The 16,086-nt window shown below is 42.0% G+C and carries 14 protein-coding genes; 13 read left to right on the plus strand and 1 reads right to left on the minus strand.

Annotated elements, in window-relative coordinates:
* Positions 1–25 precede the first annotated feature (25 nt).
* The gene (locus tag HF876_RS07745) at positions 26–421 is read right to left on the minus strand and encodes a helix-turn-helix domain-containing protein (protein ID WP_169359492.1); all 396 of its coding nucleotides are present in this window, start codon (positions 419–421) and stop codon (positions 26–28) included.
* Positions 422–1,064: 643 nt separating this feature from the next.
* On the opposite strand from HF876_RS07745, the gene HF876_RS07750 reads away from it, so the two are divergent.
* The 13 genes from HF876_RS07750 (at position 1,065) to HF876_RS07810 (ending at position 15,970) form a co-directional block, all read left to right on the plus strand.
* The gene (locus HF876_RS07750; RefSeq protein WP_169359493.1) at positions 1,065–1,526 is read left to right on the plus strand and encodes a transcriptional regulator; all 462 of its coding nucleotides are present in this window, start codon (positions 1,065–1,067) and stop codon (positions 1,524–1,526) included.
* A gap of 886 nt (positions 1,527–2,412) precedes the next feature.
* Positions 2,413–3,240: a flagellin N-terminal helical domain-containing protein gene (locus HF876_RS07755; RefSeq protein ID WP_169359494.1), complete on the plus strand. Its 828-nt coding sequence runs from the start codon at positions 2,413–2,415 to the stop codon at positions 3,238–3,240.
* A 434-nt stretch (positions 3,241–3,674) separates the two neighbouring features.
* On the plus strand, positions 3,675–5,051 hold the full coding sequence (locus HF876_RS07760; RefSeq protein WP_169359495.1) for a S41 family peptidase: 1,377 nt from the start codon (positions 3,675–3,677) through the stop codon (positions 5,049–5,051).
* 15 nt (positions 5,052–5,066) lie between these two features.
* Complete coding sequence (locus HF876_RS07765) at positions 5,067–5,744, plus strand: hypothetical protein (RefSeq protein WP_169359496.1); 678 nt, start codon at positions 5,067–5,069, stop codon at positions 5,742–5,744.
* Positions 5,741–7,000, plus strand: a complete 1,260-nt coding sequence (locus HF876_RS07770) for an efflux RND transporter periplasmic adaptor subunit (RefSeq protein WP_169359497.1) — start codon at positions 5,741–5,743, stop codon at positions 6,998–7,000. Before HF876_RS07765 ends, HF876_RS07770 begins: the two co-directional genes overlap by 4 nt.
* Before the next feature lie 319 nt (positions 7,001–7,319).
* A complete protein-coding gene (locus HF876_RS07775; protein WP_169359498.1) occupies positions 7,320–8,237 on the plus strand; it encodes a DMT family transporter in 918 nt (305 codons plus the stop codon).
* 212 nt (positions 8,238–8,449) lie between these two features.
* The gene (locus tag HF876_RS07780) at positions 8,450–9,463 is read left to right on the plus strand and encodes a hypothetical protein (protein WP_169359499.1); all 1,014 of its coding nucleotides are present in this window, start codon (positions 8,450–8,452) and stop codon (positions 9,461–9,463) included.
* Positions 9,464–9,549: 86 nt separating this feature from the next.
* On the plus strand, positions 9,550–10,299 hold the full coding sequence (gene sigI / locus HF876_RS07785; protein WP_169359500.1) for an RNA polymerase sigma-I factor: 750 nt from the start codon (positions 9,550–9,552) through the stop codon (positions 10,297–10,299).
* On the plus strand, positions 10,296–11,414 hold the full coding sequence (locus HF876_RS07790; RefSeq protein WP_169359501.1) for an anti-sigma factor domain-containing protein: 1,119 nt from the start codon (positions 10,296–10,298) through the stop codon (positions 11,412–11,414). Before sigI ends, HF876_RS07790 begins: the two co-directional genes overlap by 4 nt.
* Before the next feature lie 417 nt (positions 11,415–11,831).
* Positions 11,832–12,866: an N-acetyl-gamma-glutamyl-phosphate reductase gene (gene argC, locus HF876_RS07795; RefSeq protein ID WP_169359502.1), complete on the plus strand. Its 1,035-nt coding sequence runs from the start codon at positions 11,832–11,834 to the stop codon at positions 12,864–12,866.
* A 14-nt stretch (positions 12,867–12,880) separates the two neighbouring features.
* Positions 12,881–14,107 carry a bifunctional ornithine acetyltransferase/N-acetylglutamate synthase gene (gene argJ, locus HF876_RS07800; protein WP_277347092.1) on the plus strand — a complete coding sequence of 409 codons (1,227 nt, stop codon included), beginning with the start codon at positions 12,881–12,883 and terminating at the stop codon, positions 14,105–14,107.
* Positions 14,070–14,849, plus strand: a complete 780-nt coding sequence (gene argB, locus HF876_RS07805) for an acetylglutamate kinase (protein WP_169359503.1) — start codon at positions 14,070–14,072, stop codon at positions 14,847–14,849. Before argJ ends, argB begins: the two co-directional genes overlap by 38 nt.
* A complete protein-coding gene (locus tag HF876_RS07810; RefSeq protein WP_169359504.1) occupies positions 14,846–15,970 on the plus strand; it encodes an acetylornithine transaminase in 1,125 nt (374 codons plus the stop codon). Before argB ends, HF876_RS07810 begins: the two co-directional genes overlap by 4 nt.
* Positions 15,971–16,086 lie beyond the last annotated feature (116 nt).

Raw genomic sequence — 16,086 nt, forward strand, 5'->3', positions numbered from 1 at the left:
ACTAGTATTGAAGAAAGTGAGGACCTTACTCTGTTTTTAATTTCTTTATATACCGCTTGAGCTCTTTGTCGTCGTTAGAATGTGATTTAATATCCATCACTAACTCACGGAACTCTTTCAGATGCTGTAGCGGTGCGATGTTTTCCTCGTAAAAGGACTCTAAGTATCTTGCTCGGCTTTCTCGCGCCTCTAGCCCAGGGTTCTTACTTTTAGAAGGCTTGCCCATCAGCATATGTAAAAAATCATCCTTAGGTATGGCATAAACCTCCTGGATTGTTCCCAGTAAGGTGATAGGGATTGCTAAATCACCTTTTTCATACTTAGACAAAGCAGAATGATCAATGCCCATTCTTTTCGCAGCTTCCATTTGAGTAATATCTAATTGTTCACGGTACGCACGGATATGCTCGTAAAAGGCCATATAATTCCTCCTCTACAATGCCACAAGAATAACGAAAAGAGAGAAGGTTAGATTAAAAATCGCCAAATTGGAGATTAATGTAATTATTTTGATGTAATGCAGTATAAAAGTATTATAGGACAATTTACTTAAGAGAGGAGAGGAAAGTAGTAGAAAGAATCCAAGTATTTATCCCTTTGTTGTTTGATTCTTTAGATGGTTATTCGAAGAATGGTTTAAATCATGTGAAGCTAATTGGAGTAAAAAAGCAAAATGTACAATACATTGTAGAAAGTCCTAAAAAAGATATGAGGCATATACCCTTAATCGTCTCGGAATATTTCAGCATCTATGATCTTCAGCTGGACTTTAACCGAAATATGCTTCTGTTCTATATAAATTGTGTGAAAGAGGTATCAAGAGAGGAAGTCCTACAAAGGATTTTTGATGCTATTTTAGTAGAATATAGTGCGGAAAGATATGGTTTTTTTATATGCCCTAGAGGAAAAAGGAAGATAGAGAGTGCATTGTAAATTAAATAGAAATATTTTAATAGCGAATGCATTTAGCGTTCGCTTTTTTGGCTAAATACACTACACGAAAAAAAGATATTATGATATACTACAATAAATCAGAAAATTCAAAAAGGATAGGAGGGGATGGAATGTTACTTGTACAATTAATGAAGCCTTTTTATACTCAGCTGGAAGGGGATAGGATCAAGCTGGTCTTCGCCTATCAATACTTTTCCTTGCGTAAGGACGATGAGCTTTTTGACTTCATACCTGTAGAAGGAAAAGAGATCATAGTTAACGCTAACTCGTTACAAGTCGAGAACCTGTCCGAAGTATTTGTCTTCCAAAAAGGAAATCGTTTTATTCGACTTCCTCTATACCAACTCCTATTAGTCTCTGATATTCATGTACACCTTCAAACCATTATTAATGCAAACAATGTAGACGAGTCTAGCTCGATGCTATTAGAAGGAACACAGGAAATTATAGACCATTTAGAAAAAGAAAATTTTGATAGAATGATAGATTATGCCTTACTTCATAAAGATGCAACTCTATTTAGAGAACTACAACAATACAAAGACACGTACGGAGGACATCATGTCGACTAATTTCATACCTTGAAAACACCTTGCAAAAGTTATCTGCTGCTAAGGTGTTTTTTTATGGCTAAATTACTGAAAGGATGAAAACAAATGAAAAAGAATAACAAATGTACTTGAACCTACTATTCCAAACAAAATATCCTCCCAATTAAAACCCAACTTAGCCATATACATAAACCTCCCACGCTTTGTGTGTTACGGGTGCCTGGCACCTGCAATAAATCTGTAATGCATGTGTAATATATACCCAATGTTTAGGAGGTTAGACAGTGTTTTAAAAATATTTTTGTTGTTTAGGAAGGCGTTAATTTCATAGTATCAATTGTTGGCTAGCTACACCGCCTTGCCCCTCGGGGTCAAATGGAGAAAAGCTCCGGTGGCTGAGGAACTGCCTCCTCGCTTTTAACCATTTGCCTGTCGGGGCAGGGATAGGCGGTTGCGCTTTTCTGGATGTCTAGCTCCACCGCCTTGCCCCTCGGGGTCAAATGGAGAAAAGCTCCGGTGGCTGAGGAACCGCCTCCTCGCTTTTATCCATTTGCCTGTCGGGGCAGGGATAGGCGGTTGCGCTTTTCTGGATGTCTAGCTCCACCGCCTTGCCCCTCGGGATCAAATGGATAAAAGCTCCGGTGGCTGAGGGGCCGCCTCCTCGCTTTTCTCCATTTGCCTGTCGTGGCAGAGATAGGCGGTTGCGCTTTTCTGGATGTCTAGCTCCACCGCCTTGCCCCTCGGGGTCAAATGGAGAAAAGCTCCGGTGGCTGAGGAGCTGCCTCCTCGCTTTTCTCCATTTGCCTGTCGGGGCAGGGATAGGCGGTTGCGCTTTTCTTTTTTTTTGTTGATATTCTAGGTGGGTGGGTCGATATAAAGGTTAGTAGAGTGAATGGGGGGTTAGGGGATGCTAGGTAAGTGGAATGCGATGGGGTTATCTATTCTTCGCAATATGAATCAGCATTGGTCGGTTGCTAATCGGTCGATGGAACGTCTTTCCTCTGGTTATCGGATTAACCGAGCTGCGGATGACCCGGCTGGTCTTGCTATTTCGGAGAAGATGAGGGCGCAGATTAGAGGTCTTGGTCAGGCGGCTCGTAATATTCAGGATGGTATTTCGTTGTTGCAAACAGCTGAGGGAGCACTTAATGAGACACATGCTATACTCCAACGTATGCGTGAGTTAGGAGTGCAGGCTGCAACCGATTCTTTAACGGATGAGGATCGCAGCTTACTTAATATTGAGTTTGAGGAATTGAAAAAAGAGGTCACTAGAATCTCCAAGGATACTAATTTCAATACGAAAACCATGCTTGATGGCACTAACACCTCCATTAACATTCAGGCAGGGGCAAATGCAGGACAGTCTATTGAGCTCCTCTTTGGAGATATGTCAGGAGGAAGCCTTGGCTTGAATGATCTGTCGATTTCCTCAAGAGCTGATGCAGAAGATTCAATCGGTGGGTTAGACGATGCTATTAACAAGGTTTCTCGGGAAAGATCTCGGATGGGGGCATACTCGAATCGATTGGAGCACGCCTACAATAACGCGGTTAACATGGAAGAAAACTTAACTGCAGCGGAATCTCGTATACGTGACGTAGATATGGCAAAGGAAATGATGGCATTAGTGAAAGCTAATATACTAATGCAGGCCAGTCAATACGTACTAAGCATGCATATGCAACAGGCTCAATCCGTATTACAGCTATTAAATTCGCACAAACAATCGTGACGCATTGTTCACGGTTGTTTTTTTGTACTGGAAATTATAAAATCTTGAACCTGTGGGTAAATTTATGTCTAGCTCCACCGCCTTGCCCCTCGGGTCAAATGGATAAAAGCTCCGGTGGCTGAGGAACTGCCTCCTCGCATTTCTCCATTTGCCTGTCGGGGCAGAGATAGGCGGTTGCGCTTTTCTTGATGTCTAGCTCCACCGCCTTGCACCTCGGGGTCAAATGGATAAAGCTCCGGTGGCTGAGGAGCTGCCTCCTCGCATTTCTCCATTTGCCTGTCGGGGCAGAGATAGGCGGTTACGCTTTTCTTATTTTGCCATCTACTTTGTTCTAAAATAGAAGCTTTGTAACCAAATATATACAAGAAGCTTTAGCATTTCACAATTTTTTACGTTAAGATAGGTTTATAGATTATAGAAAGAGGGAAAAAGGTATGAGGAAGGTCTCGGGATTAACTACATTCGTATTCCTATTAACATTATTACTTGCACCTATGTACACATGGGCAGCTCCAATTGATGAAGTCAGGCAACTGGTCAAGGAATATTACAAGGGAGAGCTCCAATCTAACATAACAGAACTGGACTCCATTGAATCCATAGTGGGGCAGTTAGATCCTTACTCTACCTACTTTACAAAGGAAGAGTTTGAAAGATACACAGATTCGATAAACAATAAACCCACTGGTATCGGGATCTCAATTGAAGAACATGAAAAAGGCATCCAAATAGTGAGCACGTTTGACAGTGCTCCAGCAAAGGAGGCTGGCATTGAGCCGGGAGACATTATTCTTTCTGTGGATGGGAATTCTACGGAGCGCATGTCTGTGCAGCAGGCTTCCTCACTGATCACAGGAAAAGCCGGTACAAAGGTTAACATAGAAGTGTTAAAGATTACAGGAAAAAAACAGTCATACATATTAACAAGAAAAAGCTTTCAGGTTCCAGTTGTTTCTAATGAAATGTTATATGGAAACGTTGGCTATATAAGCATCAACTCCTTTTCAGAGGATGGCGCTTCCTTAGTCATTGCAGCAAAGGAGCGACTTGCAAAAAAAGGAGCGACCTCTTATATTTTAGATTTGCGCAATAATGGCGGGGGCTACGTAAACACTGCGGAGGAGCTAATTGGTTTATTTCCAAATAGTCCTCATGCGTATATGCTAATGCTAAAAAATCAGGTAGGTTTAGTAAAATCGATACCGCAAAAGGATTTATTTCCTAATAACACAAAGGTACTGATCAATGGCTATAGTGCGAGTGCATCTGAAATGACTGCGGCTGCACTATTAGATCACAAATCAGCTACTCTTTACGGACAACGAACTTATGGAAAGGGCTCCATGCAGTCGTTTTATCCATTGTCGGATGGGTCTTATCTAAAACTGACGGTGGCCGAATTTGCAGGACCTAAAGGCACTGTTGTGAATAAAACAGGGGTGCAGCCACAGGTGGTGACCAAAGAGGGGATGGAGCTTGAAAAGGCCCATTTAGATACGATTTTAGAAAGTTATCCATCTTATAAACGATTATCTAAACTAGAAAATGTAGCGCAGACAAAACAATTCACGGTTACATTTTCAGAAGCTGTTCAGCTGAATAAAAAAGAGGGAATCGAATTGATCGCATTAGGTGATACCAAGAAAATCCCTTTGAAAGTAGAACAAAAATCTACCAATCAAATTAAAGCAATACCGACAAAACTAGAAAAAGGAGCAGCCTACTTACTACTGATCCACCCTACCTTCCAATCTTCGAAAGACATTCAGATGGAACAAGGTGCTTACGTCGAGGTAACTGTTCAACAATAAGAGGGGGAACACTTGGTGTTTTTTGAATTTAGATTTTGGAAATATCTTTTCCATCAGCAAGACTTGGCGAATTCATTAAAGGATGCGACAGTGCGCGATTTTAAGGGACGTGTATGGATGGTCGCTTTGTTAGGCGTGCTTCTTTTTGCACTTCGCGATATCTGGGGGATGCACACAGAAGGACTTACGACTTTATTTGCAAAGGGATTTGGTGAAACCTATATTATTGCTAGAATTGTCTCCTTAATTGGAGCTATTCTTTGGTCGCTTGTTTACATGGCATTTTATTTTTTCCTCATTTCTTACGTGCTTCATAAGCTAACGAGCGTAGACTTATCTAAAGTTGCAGTGCTGCAATTATTTGTAGTCGGACTTCTTTTATTGGAAAAGGCATTTGTCTTTGTTATATACGCAATCGTTGGTTATACAACAGACTTTTCAGTACTATCGTTTGGACCACTAGCAGCGGTGTTTTTAGATAATGATTTCTTTGTTTACTTCTTTAATGAATTAAGTCTAATTACTGGCTTAATCATTGCGATTCAGTTTCAGTTCCTGCGTAACTACACAGAATTGTCTATTCGAAATCTAATCATTATCTTAATAGCAATTCCTATAGTATTGGCATTACTTGTGGCAGGCTTTGAAGTTCTTCCTATTGAAACATGGATTGAAGGGGGGCAAGCCGTATGAATAAATGGTTAGTAATAGGAGTTTCTATTATTGTTTCTACGTTTATAGCAGCAAACGCAATTCTGCTGTTCGAGGAAAATAGTGAGATTGCGAGAACGTACTACTTAAAGGATCATGAAACTGTTCAAACGAATACATATTCCAAGGAGCTAGAAAAAGAATCGGTTGTAGTACCGACCGATGCAGTCACGGTGACTGTCGATGTGGAACGAGTAAGTAATTTAGCGGTCTCAGAAGGTGAAGAAATAGGTGCTGATACCGAACTGGCCCAGCTAAAGCCAGATTTTGCTGAAGAGCAACGAGGCATATGGGAAACTGAGGTACAGGCCTATAGACAGGAACAAATGCAGTTAAATCAAATTATAAGTGACCTAGAGTATGAAAGATCGAATACAGAAGGGTCTTACACGGATACAGACACAGCTACTAGCAATACGAACGATGAGGTAACAGATGTCAATGTCCAGGTGGATGTTCAGCTTTCTCAAGATGGAAGCTATTCACAGGCTATTGGAGCAGCAAAGCAAAAGCTTGCGGAGGTAGACCGTCAGCTACAGATCATGGAAGCTCAGCTAAACCAGGAGCCAGGTGCAATGTCACTGCTTAGCCCAATCGCAGGAACCGTTGGATCGATTGAGAATAAAGACGGTAAATACTTTATCGAGATATATTCCGTAGAGAAATCATTGCTTACCTTCGTGCCTGAGAAAGAATGGCATAAGCTAGAAGCAGGAATGCTCGTACGAAATTATTCTTCACATAGCGAATCTATGGCAGAGGGAACGATTGCAACAATCACACAAGTCCCTGCAAATGGCTCTCCTTGGCTTTCCGCATATAAAGAATATGACGCGCAATCAGAGGAGCCACTTTACGAGGTAATGATCCAACTAAACGAGCAGCCAGAACAGTTACCGTTTGCCGCAAACATGAACTCTGCAATAACGACACAGCAAGCAGAGAACGCAGTAACGATAAAAAGAGAATGGCTTTTAAACCCCACAAAGGAACAAGCCGAGCTTTACGTGTTAACTCCTGAAGGGAAGATTACACGAACTGCAGTAAATACTCCATTCCATTTAAACAAGCATGCTGTCGTATCAACAGGACTTGAAAATGGCATGATCGTCCTAGACGATAAACCAAAAACACCAGAAGCCCCAGCCTTCCTACCGTTCCCGTTGGAAACACCGTCATGGACGAGCATCAAGGCAGTTAGCTGGAAGGATTACGTTAAATACCTGACGTATAAATAATGGTATTCTATTAAACTAAAAAGAGGATTTATGTTCACTAGGTGAGCATACATTCTCTTTTTTTCATTAAAAGTGGTTGACCCGTTGCGGGATTATTACAAGTGCCTGGCACCTGTAATAATTTATTGGGTGATTGTAGTAAAGTAGCTATGGATTGTAGGAAACTACCCTCAGATTGTCGTAAATTTTTCTCGTCCGACCGATGCTTGGGTTTGATTGCTATCTTAATCTATCAAAAACGATTACTAATACTTAACATATTAATATTACTTCGCTATACTAAAGATTAATCTAAATTGAAAGTAAGGCGAATAACTATATGAACAACCAGTGGAAAATTTACGGTATACTCGTACTCGTTATGTTAATATGGGGCGCTAATCTTCCGATGCTTAAATATTTGATCGCAGAGGTGTCCCCAGTAACCCTGACCGCCTTCCGTATTTTTACAGCTGGTGTTACAGTTTTTCTTATTTTATGGAAAATGAAAATGATTCGAAAGCCTTCGAAGCAGGAATGGAAATATATTGCGATAGGGTCTTTGACTAACGTAGTAATCCATCACTATTTCCTGAATATAGGGCTTTCGGTTACAAGTGGAACACACGGAGCACTGATCCTAGGGACAGGGCCAATGCTTACAGCGATAGCAGGAGCATTTATCCTAAGGTATTTTCCTTCTTTGATTCAATGGCTAGGTCTGGTATTAGGGATAATTGGGGTAAGCCTTTCTGTAGTAGGCGGTGGTGACTTAGGGGGCTCTGCCATCGGAGACTTCTTTGTATTCCTTGCTATACTTGCACAGGTCATGAGCTATATGGTGATAAGTAAGGCTGCAAGAACATTGGATCCAAGACTGCTGACAGCATATATGCTTGTAATCGGCTCATTTATATTAATGATTATCAGCTTTATACAGGAGCCAGGAGCAATTGTTCAATTTACAGAAGTAGATCCAGTATTCTGGTTGATTTTCTTTGCCTCTGCGATCCTAGGCACAGCAGTTGGTCACATGCTATACAACTACTCGATAGGTCAAGCGGGTGCAACTAAATCAGCGATATTCATGAACCTAAACACTATTTTCTCATTAGTATTCTCTGCCATTTTCTTAAACGAAGTGCTAGGGTGGAATCATCTGGCCAGCCTAATCTTCATCATAGCCGGGGTAATACTCGGCTCAGGAGCAGCAGAGGATCTATGGAAAAAGCATAAAAAGAAAAAAGCAGCTGCCTGATATTCGGTAGCTGCTTTTTCATTGTTGCGTGAGTATTACAGGTGCCTGGCACCCGTAATGTATTTAACATTATGACAAGTGCCAGGCACCTGTAATAAAACAAACTAAAAAAATATAAAAAGTTTCCGAGCGACCCCCACAAAAATGAGTGAGCCTTCGAATAACTAGATGTCCGGGTATTACTTGGACAAAAATTTATACGAGGTGATTATATGCAGAATTGGAAGAAGACTGGTGCTGCTCTATTAGTGGCAACTTTGACAGTATCAGGCGCAGGCTATGCTTGGGCGAACAGTAATTACGACACCGTAAACATTAATGACGTAAACAAAAACACACAGGAAACATCGTCAGCTTCTGAGACAGCACAGGTAACGCCGACTCAAGCGGTTGCATCAGCATCAACGACTGCAGCAACAGCACAAACGACTACAAACAAGGATCTTCCCGTGGAATTGGCAACCGAAAAGCTAGTTGGATTGGTGAAGGCATATGAAACTGCTAGTAATGATGACGCAAAAGCAGCAATCTTGAACGTGATTAATCGAGTTATTGCAGAGTATGAAACGACTCAAAAAGATATCTACCAAAAGAAAGCTCCAGAGCTTACGGCTGCAATCGATCGATTAATCGTGTTATTCAAAGACTATCAGCAAGCACCTAATGCAGACAAAAAAGCAGCAATTATCGCTCAAGTAAAAACTGTAGTTACGGAGCTGCAAAATTATTTAGCTAAACAAGAGGACCCTAAAGAAAATACACCACCAGTCATTGTTCCTCCAATTAAGGATAAAGACAAAGACAAAGCAGACAGAGATAAGAAAAAAGCAGAGTTAGAAAAGAAAAAGGCTGAAGAAAAAGCAGCTAAGGAAGCAGCAAAAGCTGCGGCCGAAGCAAAAAGAGCGCAAGAAAAAGCGGCAGCTGAAGCAAAAAGAGCACAAGAAAAGGCTGAACGCGAAGCAGCAAAAGCAGAAAAGCAAGCTGAAATAGAAGCGGCGAAAAAAGCTAAAGCCGCTGAATTGGCTGCAAAAAAAGCAGCTCAGGAACAAAAGAAAGCTGAACAGAAACCAAAGCATCCTAATGGTAAAGATGAAAATCGTCATCACAAGGGACCAAAGCACAATCAACAACCAAAACATGATAAGCACCAAAAACATAAAGATCACCATAACAAACATGACCACAAACATGGTCATCATGGGCAAGGAAAAAATGATAGAAATTAATCATATTTCAGATTACCGCTTTTCATTTCCCGGATAGACAGATACAATACAGGTTTATACGGAACTAATGGGAACGGAGGGTATATATGCTTTTGTCCATCATTCATGGCCTCTTCAAATCAAAACAGAATAAAAGAAAGCTAGAATTTGGGACAATGGCTGGCGATGAGGAGGCAATCAATGACCTCCTCTTAGCCAATACCTCCTTTATAAAGAAAACGGCCGCTTACATTTGCAAGCGGCCAATCGATGAACAGGATGAAGAGTATAGTATCGCGCTTAATGGATTTCATGAAGCGGTCCTTGCATTCAATCCTGAAGAAAATGCATCCTTACAAACACTTGCACATCTTATTATAAAAAGGCGACTTGTTGACTTTATTCGAAAGGAAGCTACCCGCAAGGAAAAGGTGCTTCTACTCCAAACGGGGGCTACCGAGGATAGAATAGACGAGCAGCATTATATATGGAACGAGCAATCCATTGAATCATACACAGAAGAACAGCGAGCGGAAGCAAGGAGAGAGGAACTAGTACGGTATGGGGAGCTGCTAGCAACTTATAACTTGTCATTTGACGAGTTGACGGCTTCAGCACCAAAGCACAAGGATACACGGAAAACTGCCTTTCTAGTGGCACAAATTATTTCCGAATCCGAAGAGCTTTACGAGTCCTTTATCCAGCATAAAAAGCTTCCGCTCAAGAATATCGAAGCACTTGTTGATGTATCACGAAAAACATTGGAACGGCATCGCAAATATATGATTGCCGTCGTACTGCTACTCAACAGTGACTTCGTTTATATAAAAGATTATGTGAAGGGAGAAATCATATGATGCGCAACTTTCGAGGCGTTGTCTGTGAGAAGAAAGATGATTACTATGTCTTTCTCACAAGTGAGGGCGAATTTCTGCGCGGTACCCCATTGGTTGATGACCCAATGATCGGATCCGAAGCAGAATTTCAATTGCTAGAAGCAAAAGCTCCATTTTTACTGACACAAATAAAGCCAAAAATTCTAGCCCCAATACTTGTCGCGGCAATTGTTCTCATATTTTGTGTCGCATCTTTGATCCCTCAGCAAACGAGCGCTTATGCTTACGTACAATTAGAAGGTGAGCATGCTGTCGAAATCGGTGTAGATGAGGACGGGCAGGTTATTTCACTCCGTTCTCTCGATGAAGACACTCCTATCGATATTAATAATTGGGAGGACCTAGCTCTTGCTGCTGTCTTAGTCCACGCAGTCAAGCAGGTAGGAGCAGCTCAGGATGAATTAGTAATCACAACCGTTTATGAGAATGAAACCAATCAAGAAGTAAAAGCTCAAGTAAACCAAGCGGTAAAAGAAGTAAAGGCAGTACAATCAGAGCAGCATATTAATGTAACAGAAAGCTCTACAGAAGAACGTAAAAAAGCAAACGAAAATAACACATCGATTCAAAAGTACAAACAAAAAGAACAACAACCAGTTAAAGAAAACAAAACCAGTGTAGAACAACAAAACAATTCCAGTGTAGATAAACAAAATAAAACCAGTGTAGAACAACAAAATAATTCCAGTGCAAAGCTACAAAAAAAATCCAGTGTAGATGAAAAACAAAAAAAACGTGTAGAAAAGCAACGACCAGTCGTTCCAGCTCCACCTCCAGCTGCCACCCAGAAGCCGGAGAAAGAGAAAAAGGAACACCCAAACAAACAAGAAAATGCACCAAAAAATAAAACTCATAATCCCGAAAACAAACCGAACCCTAACCAGTCAAAAGATAAACCGAAACACTCGAACGACCGTAAACACAAGGATGAAAAACAACACCCATCCAGGAACGATCACAAAGGTGTAGGTCCAAAAGACAATAATAAAGGGCACGACAAACCGAAAGACAATCATCACAATGGCAACAATCAAGGCAACCACCATAGAGACAAGAATAACAACCATAGGCCATGAGCTTCTACTTTGTAATGAGTATGTGTAGACTCATGGGCCATTAAAAATGCTTTGTCTTATTAGACGAGGCATTTTTTTTCGTATAAATGGAGAATCGGTCGGTTGTTTTCAATAATTGGTCGGTCCAGCAACAGAATCGGTCGGTTTTCCCAAATAATCGGTCGGTTCGAAGGAAAAATCGGTCGGTTTCAACGAATAATCGGTCGGTTCTCTTGAGAAACTTCAAAAACCAAATCTCCTAGCAAAATTACTCTCTCAAACTAGTTTGTTGTTTGTTACAGGTGCCAGGCACCTGTAACAAACCATCAACCACTAACACTCCCCTAAAATAATCAGCATAAAAACAAATAAAAATACAATTGACTTTATATTTATACATAGTTATAATATTGCTAACAAATGGTAAGAGGTGAGTGCATGAAGGTAGGTATTATTGGAGCAACAGGGTACGGTGGGCTTGAGTTAGTTCGTTTCTTACATAATCATCCTGAAGTGGAAGTCGTTGATCTGTTCTCTTCATCCGAACAGGGTATACATTTTTCGGATAAATATTCACATTTAATGAATATTCATGACCAACCACTTTTAGAAATTGAGTCTGATAGATTAGCAGAGTACGATGTATTGTTTACGAGCACTCCCTCAGGGGTCTCATCCAATCTACTACCAGCACTTATCGGCAAAAAGCCGAAGCTGATTGATCTATCGGGTGATTTTCGTCTAAAGGATTTAGCGGCATACGAGCAATGGTATAAAAAATCACCAGCCCCGGCGGATGCGGTAGAACAAAGCGTATACGGGTTAACAGAATGGAACACAGCCGCTATCGCAGAAGCTCAGCTTATCGCAAACCCCGGATGCTACCCGACAGCGGTCCTGCTTTCCTTGCTGGCTCTTATCAAAGAGAACTTAATTGACGCAAGTCATCTCGTTATTGATGCTAAAAGTGGTATCTCTGGAGCAGGCAACAAGCCGAGCCAAATGACACATTACAGTGAAACAAACGAAAACACTGCGATATACAAGCTCCATGAGCATCAGCATATTCCAGAAATCGAGCAGGCCATTCAAATGTTTGCGAACCAGTCGGCACCAATCACCTTCACGACGCATCTTGTTCCAATGAAAAGAGGAATCCTGGCAACAAGCTACGCACCGGTAAACGATGGCGTCACAGAAGCAGACCTAGTAAACGCTTTACAAGAAACATACGTAAACCATCCGTTCGTCCGAATTATAAAAGATACGAATAAATTCGGCACAAACCAAGTGTATGGCTCTAACTATTGCGATATTCACGTGAAAGTAGATCCGCGCACGAACCGAGCAACAATCGTCTCGGTCATCGACAACCTAGTTAAAGGAGCAGCCGGGCAGGCCATTCAAAACATGAACGTCCAATTCAATCTCAACCAAACGACAGGACTCTCGCTCGTTCCATTATTCATTTAAAAGGAGGAAACCCCATGTTGACAGAAACAATGACGATGAAGCGCATCACCTACAAAAACATCGCTTCACCAAAAGGTTTCAAGGCGACCGGCATCCACTGCGGCGTTAAGCACAAGAAAAAAGACTTAGCCCTACTCACAAGTGAGGTGCCCGCTAGCGTTGCTGGGGTTTTCACGACGAATGCAGTCCAAGGGGCGCCACTTATTGTAACGAAAGAAGTCGTATACACCACACAGAAAATGCAAGCACTCATCGTGAACTCAGGAATCGCAAACTCCTGCACAGGAAAGCAAGGCTTAATCGATGCCTACACGATGCAGGAAAAAACAGCGGAAAAGCTTGGCATTAACCCAAACCTAGTCGGAGTTGCCTCCACCGGCGTCATCGGTGAAATGATGAAAATGGAGCCGGTCCTAGCGGGAATCAAACACCTCGAGCCAATCGATGAGCTAGAAGGAGCTATCAATTTCTCTCAGGCAATCATGACGACAGATACGGTCACTAAGGACACTTCCTACAAAACTGTCATCGATGGCAAGGAAGTCATTATTGCAGGAACTGCCAAGGGCTCCGGTATGATCGAGCCTAACATGGCGACAATGTTCGCCTTCATCACAACAGACGCCAATATCGAATCAAACCATCTGCAGGATGCACTAAAATCCATCACAGATGTTACTTTCAACTCCATAACAGTAGACGGCGACACATCCACGAACGACATGGTAGTCGTAATGGCAAACGGCTTAGCAGAAAACAATCCATTGACTCCACTTCATCCAGACTGGGATAACTTCGTCCAAACGCTTCATACAGTCGCATTGGATTTAGCTAAAATGATTGCGAAAGACGGAGAAGGAGCTACCAAATTGATTGAGGTAGAAGTTAAGGGTGCGGTCACCGATGAGGAGGCGCGTAAAATTGCCAAGACGGTCGTAGGCTCACCGCTAGTTAAAACTGCGGTTTTCGGCAGTGATGCCAACTGGGGAAGATTGATTTGTGCTGTTGGTTACAGTGGTGCAACGATAGATCCGAACGCTATTAAGATTTCAATCGGTCCAACACCGGTTGTAGAAAATGGGGAGCCTGTCCCATTCTCTGAAGAAGTAACGATGCTTTATTTGAAGCAGGCAGAAGTGAAATTTTTAATCGAACTGAACCAAGGGGAAGGCCAAGGAACTGCATGGGGGTGTGATTTGACTTATGACTACGTTCAAATCAATGCAACCTATCGTTCCTGATCGCATCGTTATTAAGCTTGGAGGCAGTATGCTGGAAGGGTTAAATGAACAGTTTTTCAAGAACTTTAAGAAGCTACAATCTGAGGGCAATGAAATCATTATCGTCCACGGTGGTGGTCCGGCTATCAACAAAGCACTAGCTGACAAGGCAGTAGCTTCGACTACTATTAATGGCTTCCGAGTAACTTCCGAGGAAGCAGTAGACATTGTCCAATGCACGCTCGTCGGCAAGGTCAATCCAGCTCTAGTGCTCCAGCTCAATCAAAATGGGATTGCAGCTGTAGGCTTAAGCGGCTATGATGGTAATCTACTCGAATGCGACTTCTTAGACAAGGAGACTTACGGCTTTGTCGGAGAAATAAAACACGTCAATACAGGCATTCTTGAAACACTGCTCGTAAATGGCATCACACCAGTCATTTCCTGTATTGGCTGCCTACCAGACGCAACGCCACTCAATATAAATGCAGACACAGTAGCAAGTAAAATCGCTTTAGCAATCAAAGCAGATTGCCTGCTGCTAGTAACAGACACACCAGGTATTAAGATAAACGGAGAAGTTCAAGAGGTCGTGCAAACATCCTCTATCAAGGAATGGATCGCAACCGAAGACATATATGGTGGGATGATTCCTAAGGTCACTGCAGCTATGGACTGCCTAAAAGAGGGTATTCCATCTGTCAAAATTGTAGATGAAAAGCTAAACGGTACAACGATAGTTCATCAGGAGGTTTTTGCATGAGTTCCTTGTTTCCAAACTACGCCCGACGCCCAGTACACTTAATAGAAGGAAAGGGCACAATCGTCACCGATGATCAGGGCAAAAAATACTTGGATTTCACTAGTGGCATAGCGGTGCTCAGCCTAGGGCATGCGCACCCCGCCATTGTAAAAGCAATCCAAGAGCAAAGCGAAAAGCTATGGCACACATCGAACTTATTCGAAAGTAAAAAGCAGGAGCAGCTTGCTAGCACTCTAATAGAAGAAACTCATTTTTCTCATGCTTTTTTCTGCAATAGTGGAGCCGAGGCAAATGAAGCTGCCATTAAGTTAGCGCGTAAGCATACTAGCAAGCACACGATCATTACCTTCGAAAACTCTTTCCACGGAAGAACATTTGGAGCAATGTCCGCAACTGGTCAGGAAAAAGTATGTCAAGGCTTCGGTCCAGTGCTAGAGACATTCAAAACTGTGCCATTCAATAATGTGGAGCAGCTAGAGGCTTCTATCGATGAAGAGGTCGGTGCGATCATGCTGGAGGTAATCCAAGGAGAAGGGGGAGTCAACAAAGTTACCCCTGAATTCGCCGAAGCAATCTCTAATATATGTGAATCGAAGGGAATACTATTGATTGTAGATGAGGTTCAAACAGGCATCGGCCGAACAGGTACCCGTTACGCCTATGAGCAAACCGTATTAAAGCCAGACATTATGACACTGGCAAAAGGTCTTGGAGGTGGTTTTCCAATCGGCGCAATGATAGGAACAAGTGAACTAGGAGAAACATTCAGTCCAGGAACACATGGCACAACGTTCGGAGGCAACCCATTAGCAGTCACAGTTGCTCAAGCAGTCCTAGAAAATGTATTTGAATCGGAGTTTATAGATGAGGTTAATAAAAAGTCCGAGTATTTTATGCATAAACTAAACGAAACACTGCCATCCTACAAGATAGTTGGTGCCGGCTTATTACTAGGACTCGTCTGCGAAGACGAAGCGGCACCATACATAACCAAAGCAGAAAAAGCAGGACTTCTATTAGTAGGAGCAGGACCCAACGTCATTCGTCTCCTGCCACCTTTAACAGTAACTCGTGATGAAATCGATCAAGCAGTAGAAATCTTACGTACAATCTTAAACTAAACATACTTGAATTAAAGCGCTCAGCGAACCGCTATTCACAAACATGGACCACTCTTAATAGAGGGGTTCTTTTTGTGTTTCCTCCTTTATATAGAAGAAAAGCTAGATTTCAATAG

The sequence above is a fragment of the Psychrobacillus sp. BL-248-WT-3 genome (genome assembly GCF_012843435.1).
Taxonomy (GTDB): Bacteria; Bacillota; Bacilli; order Bacillales_A; family Planococcaceae; genus Psychrobacillus.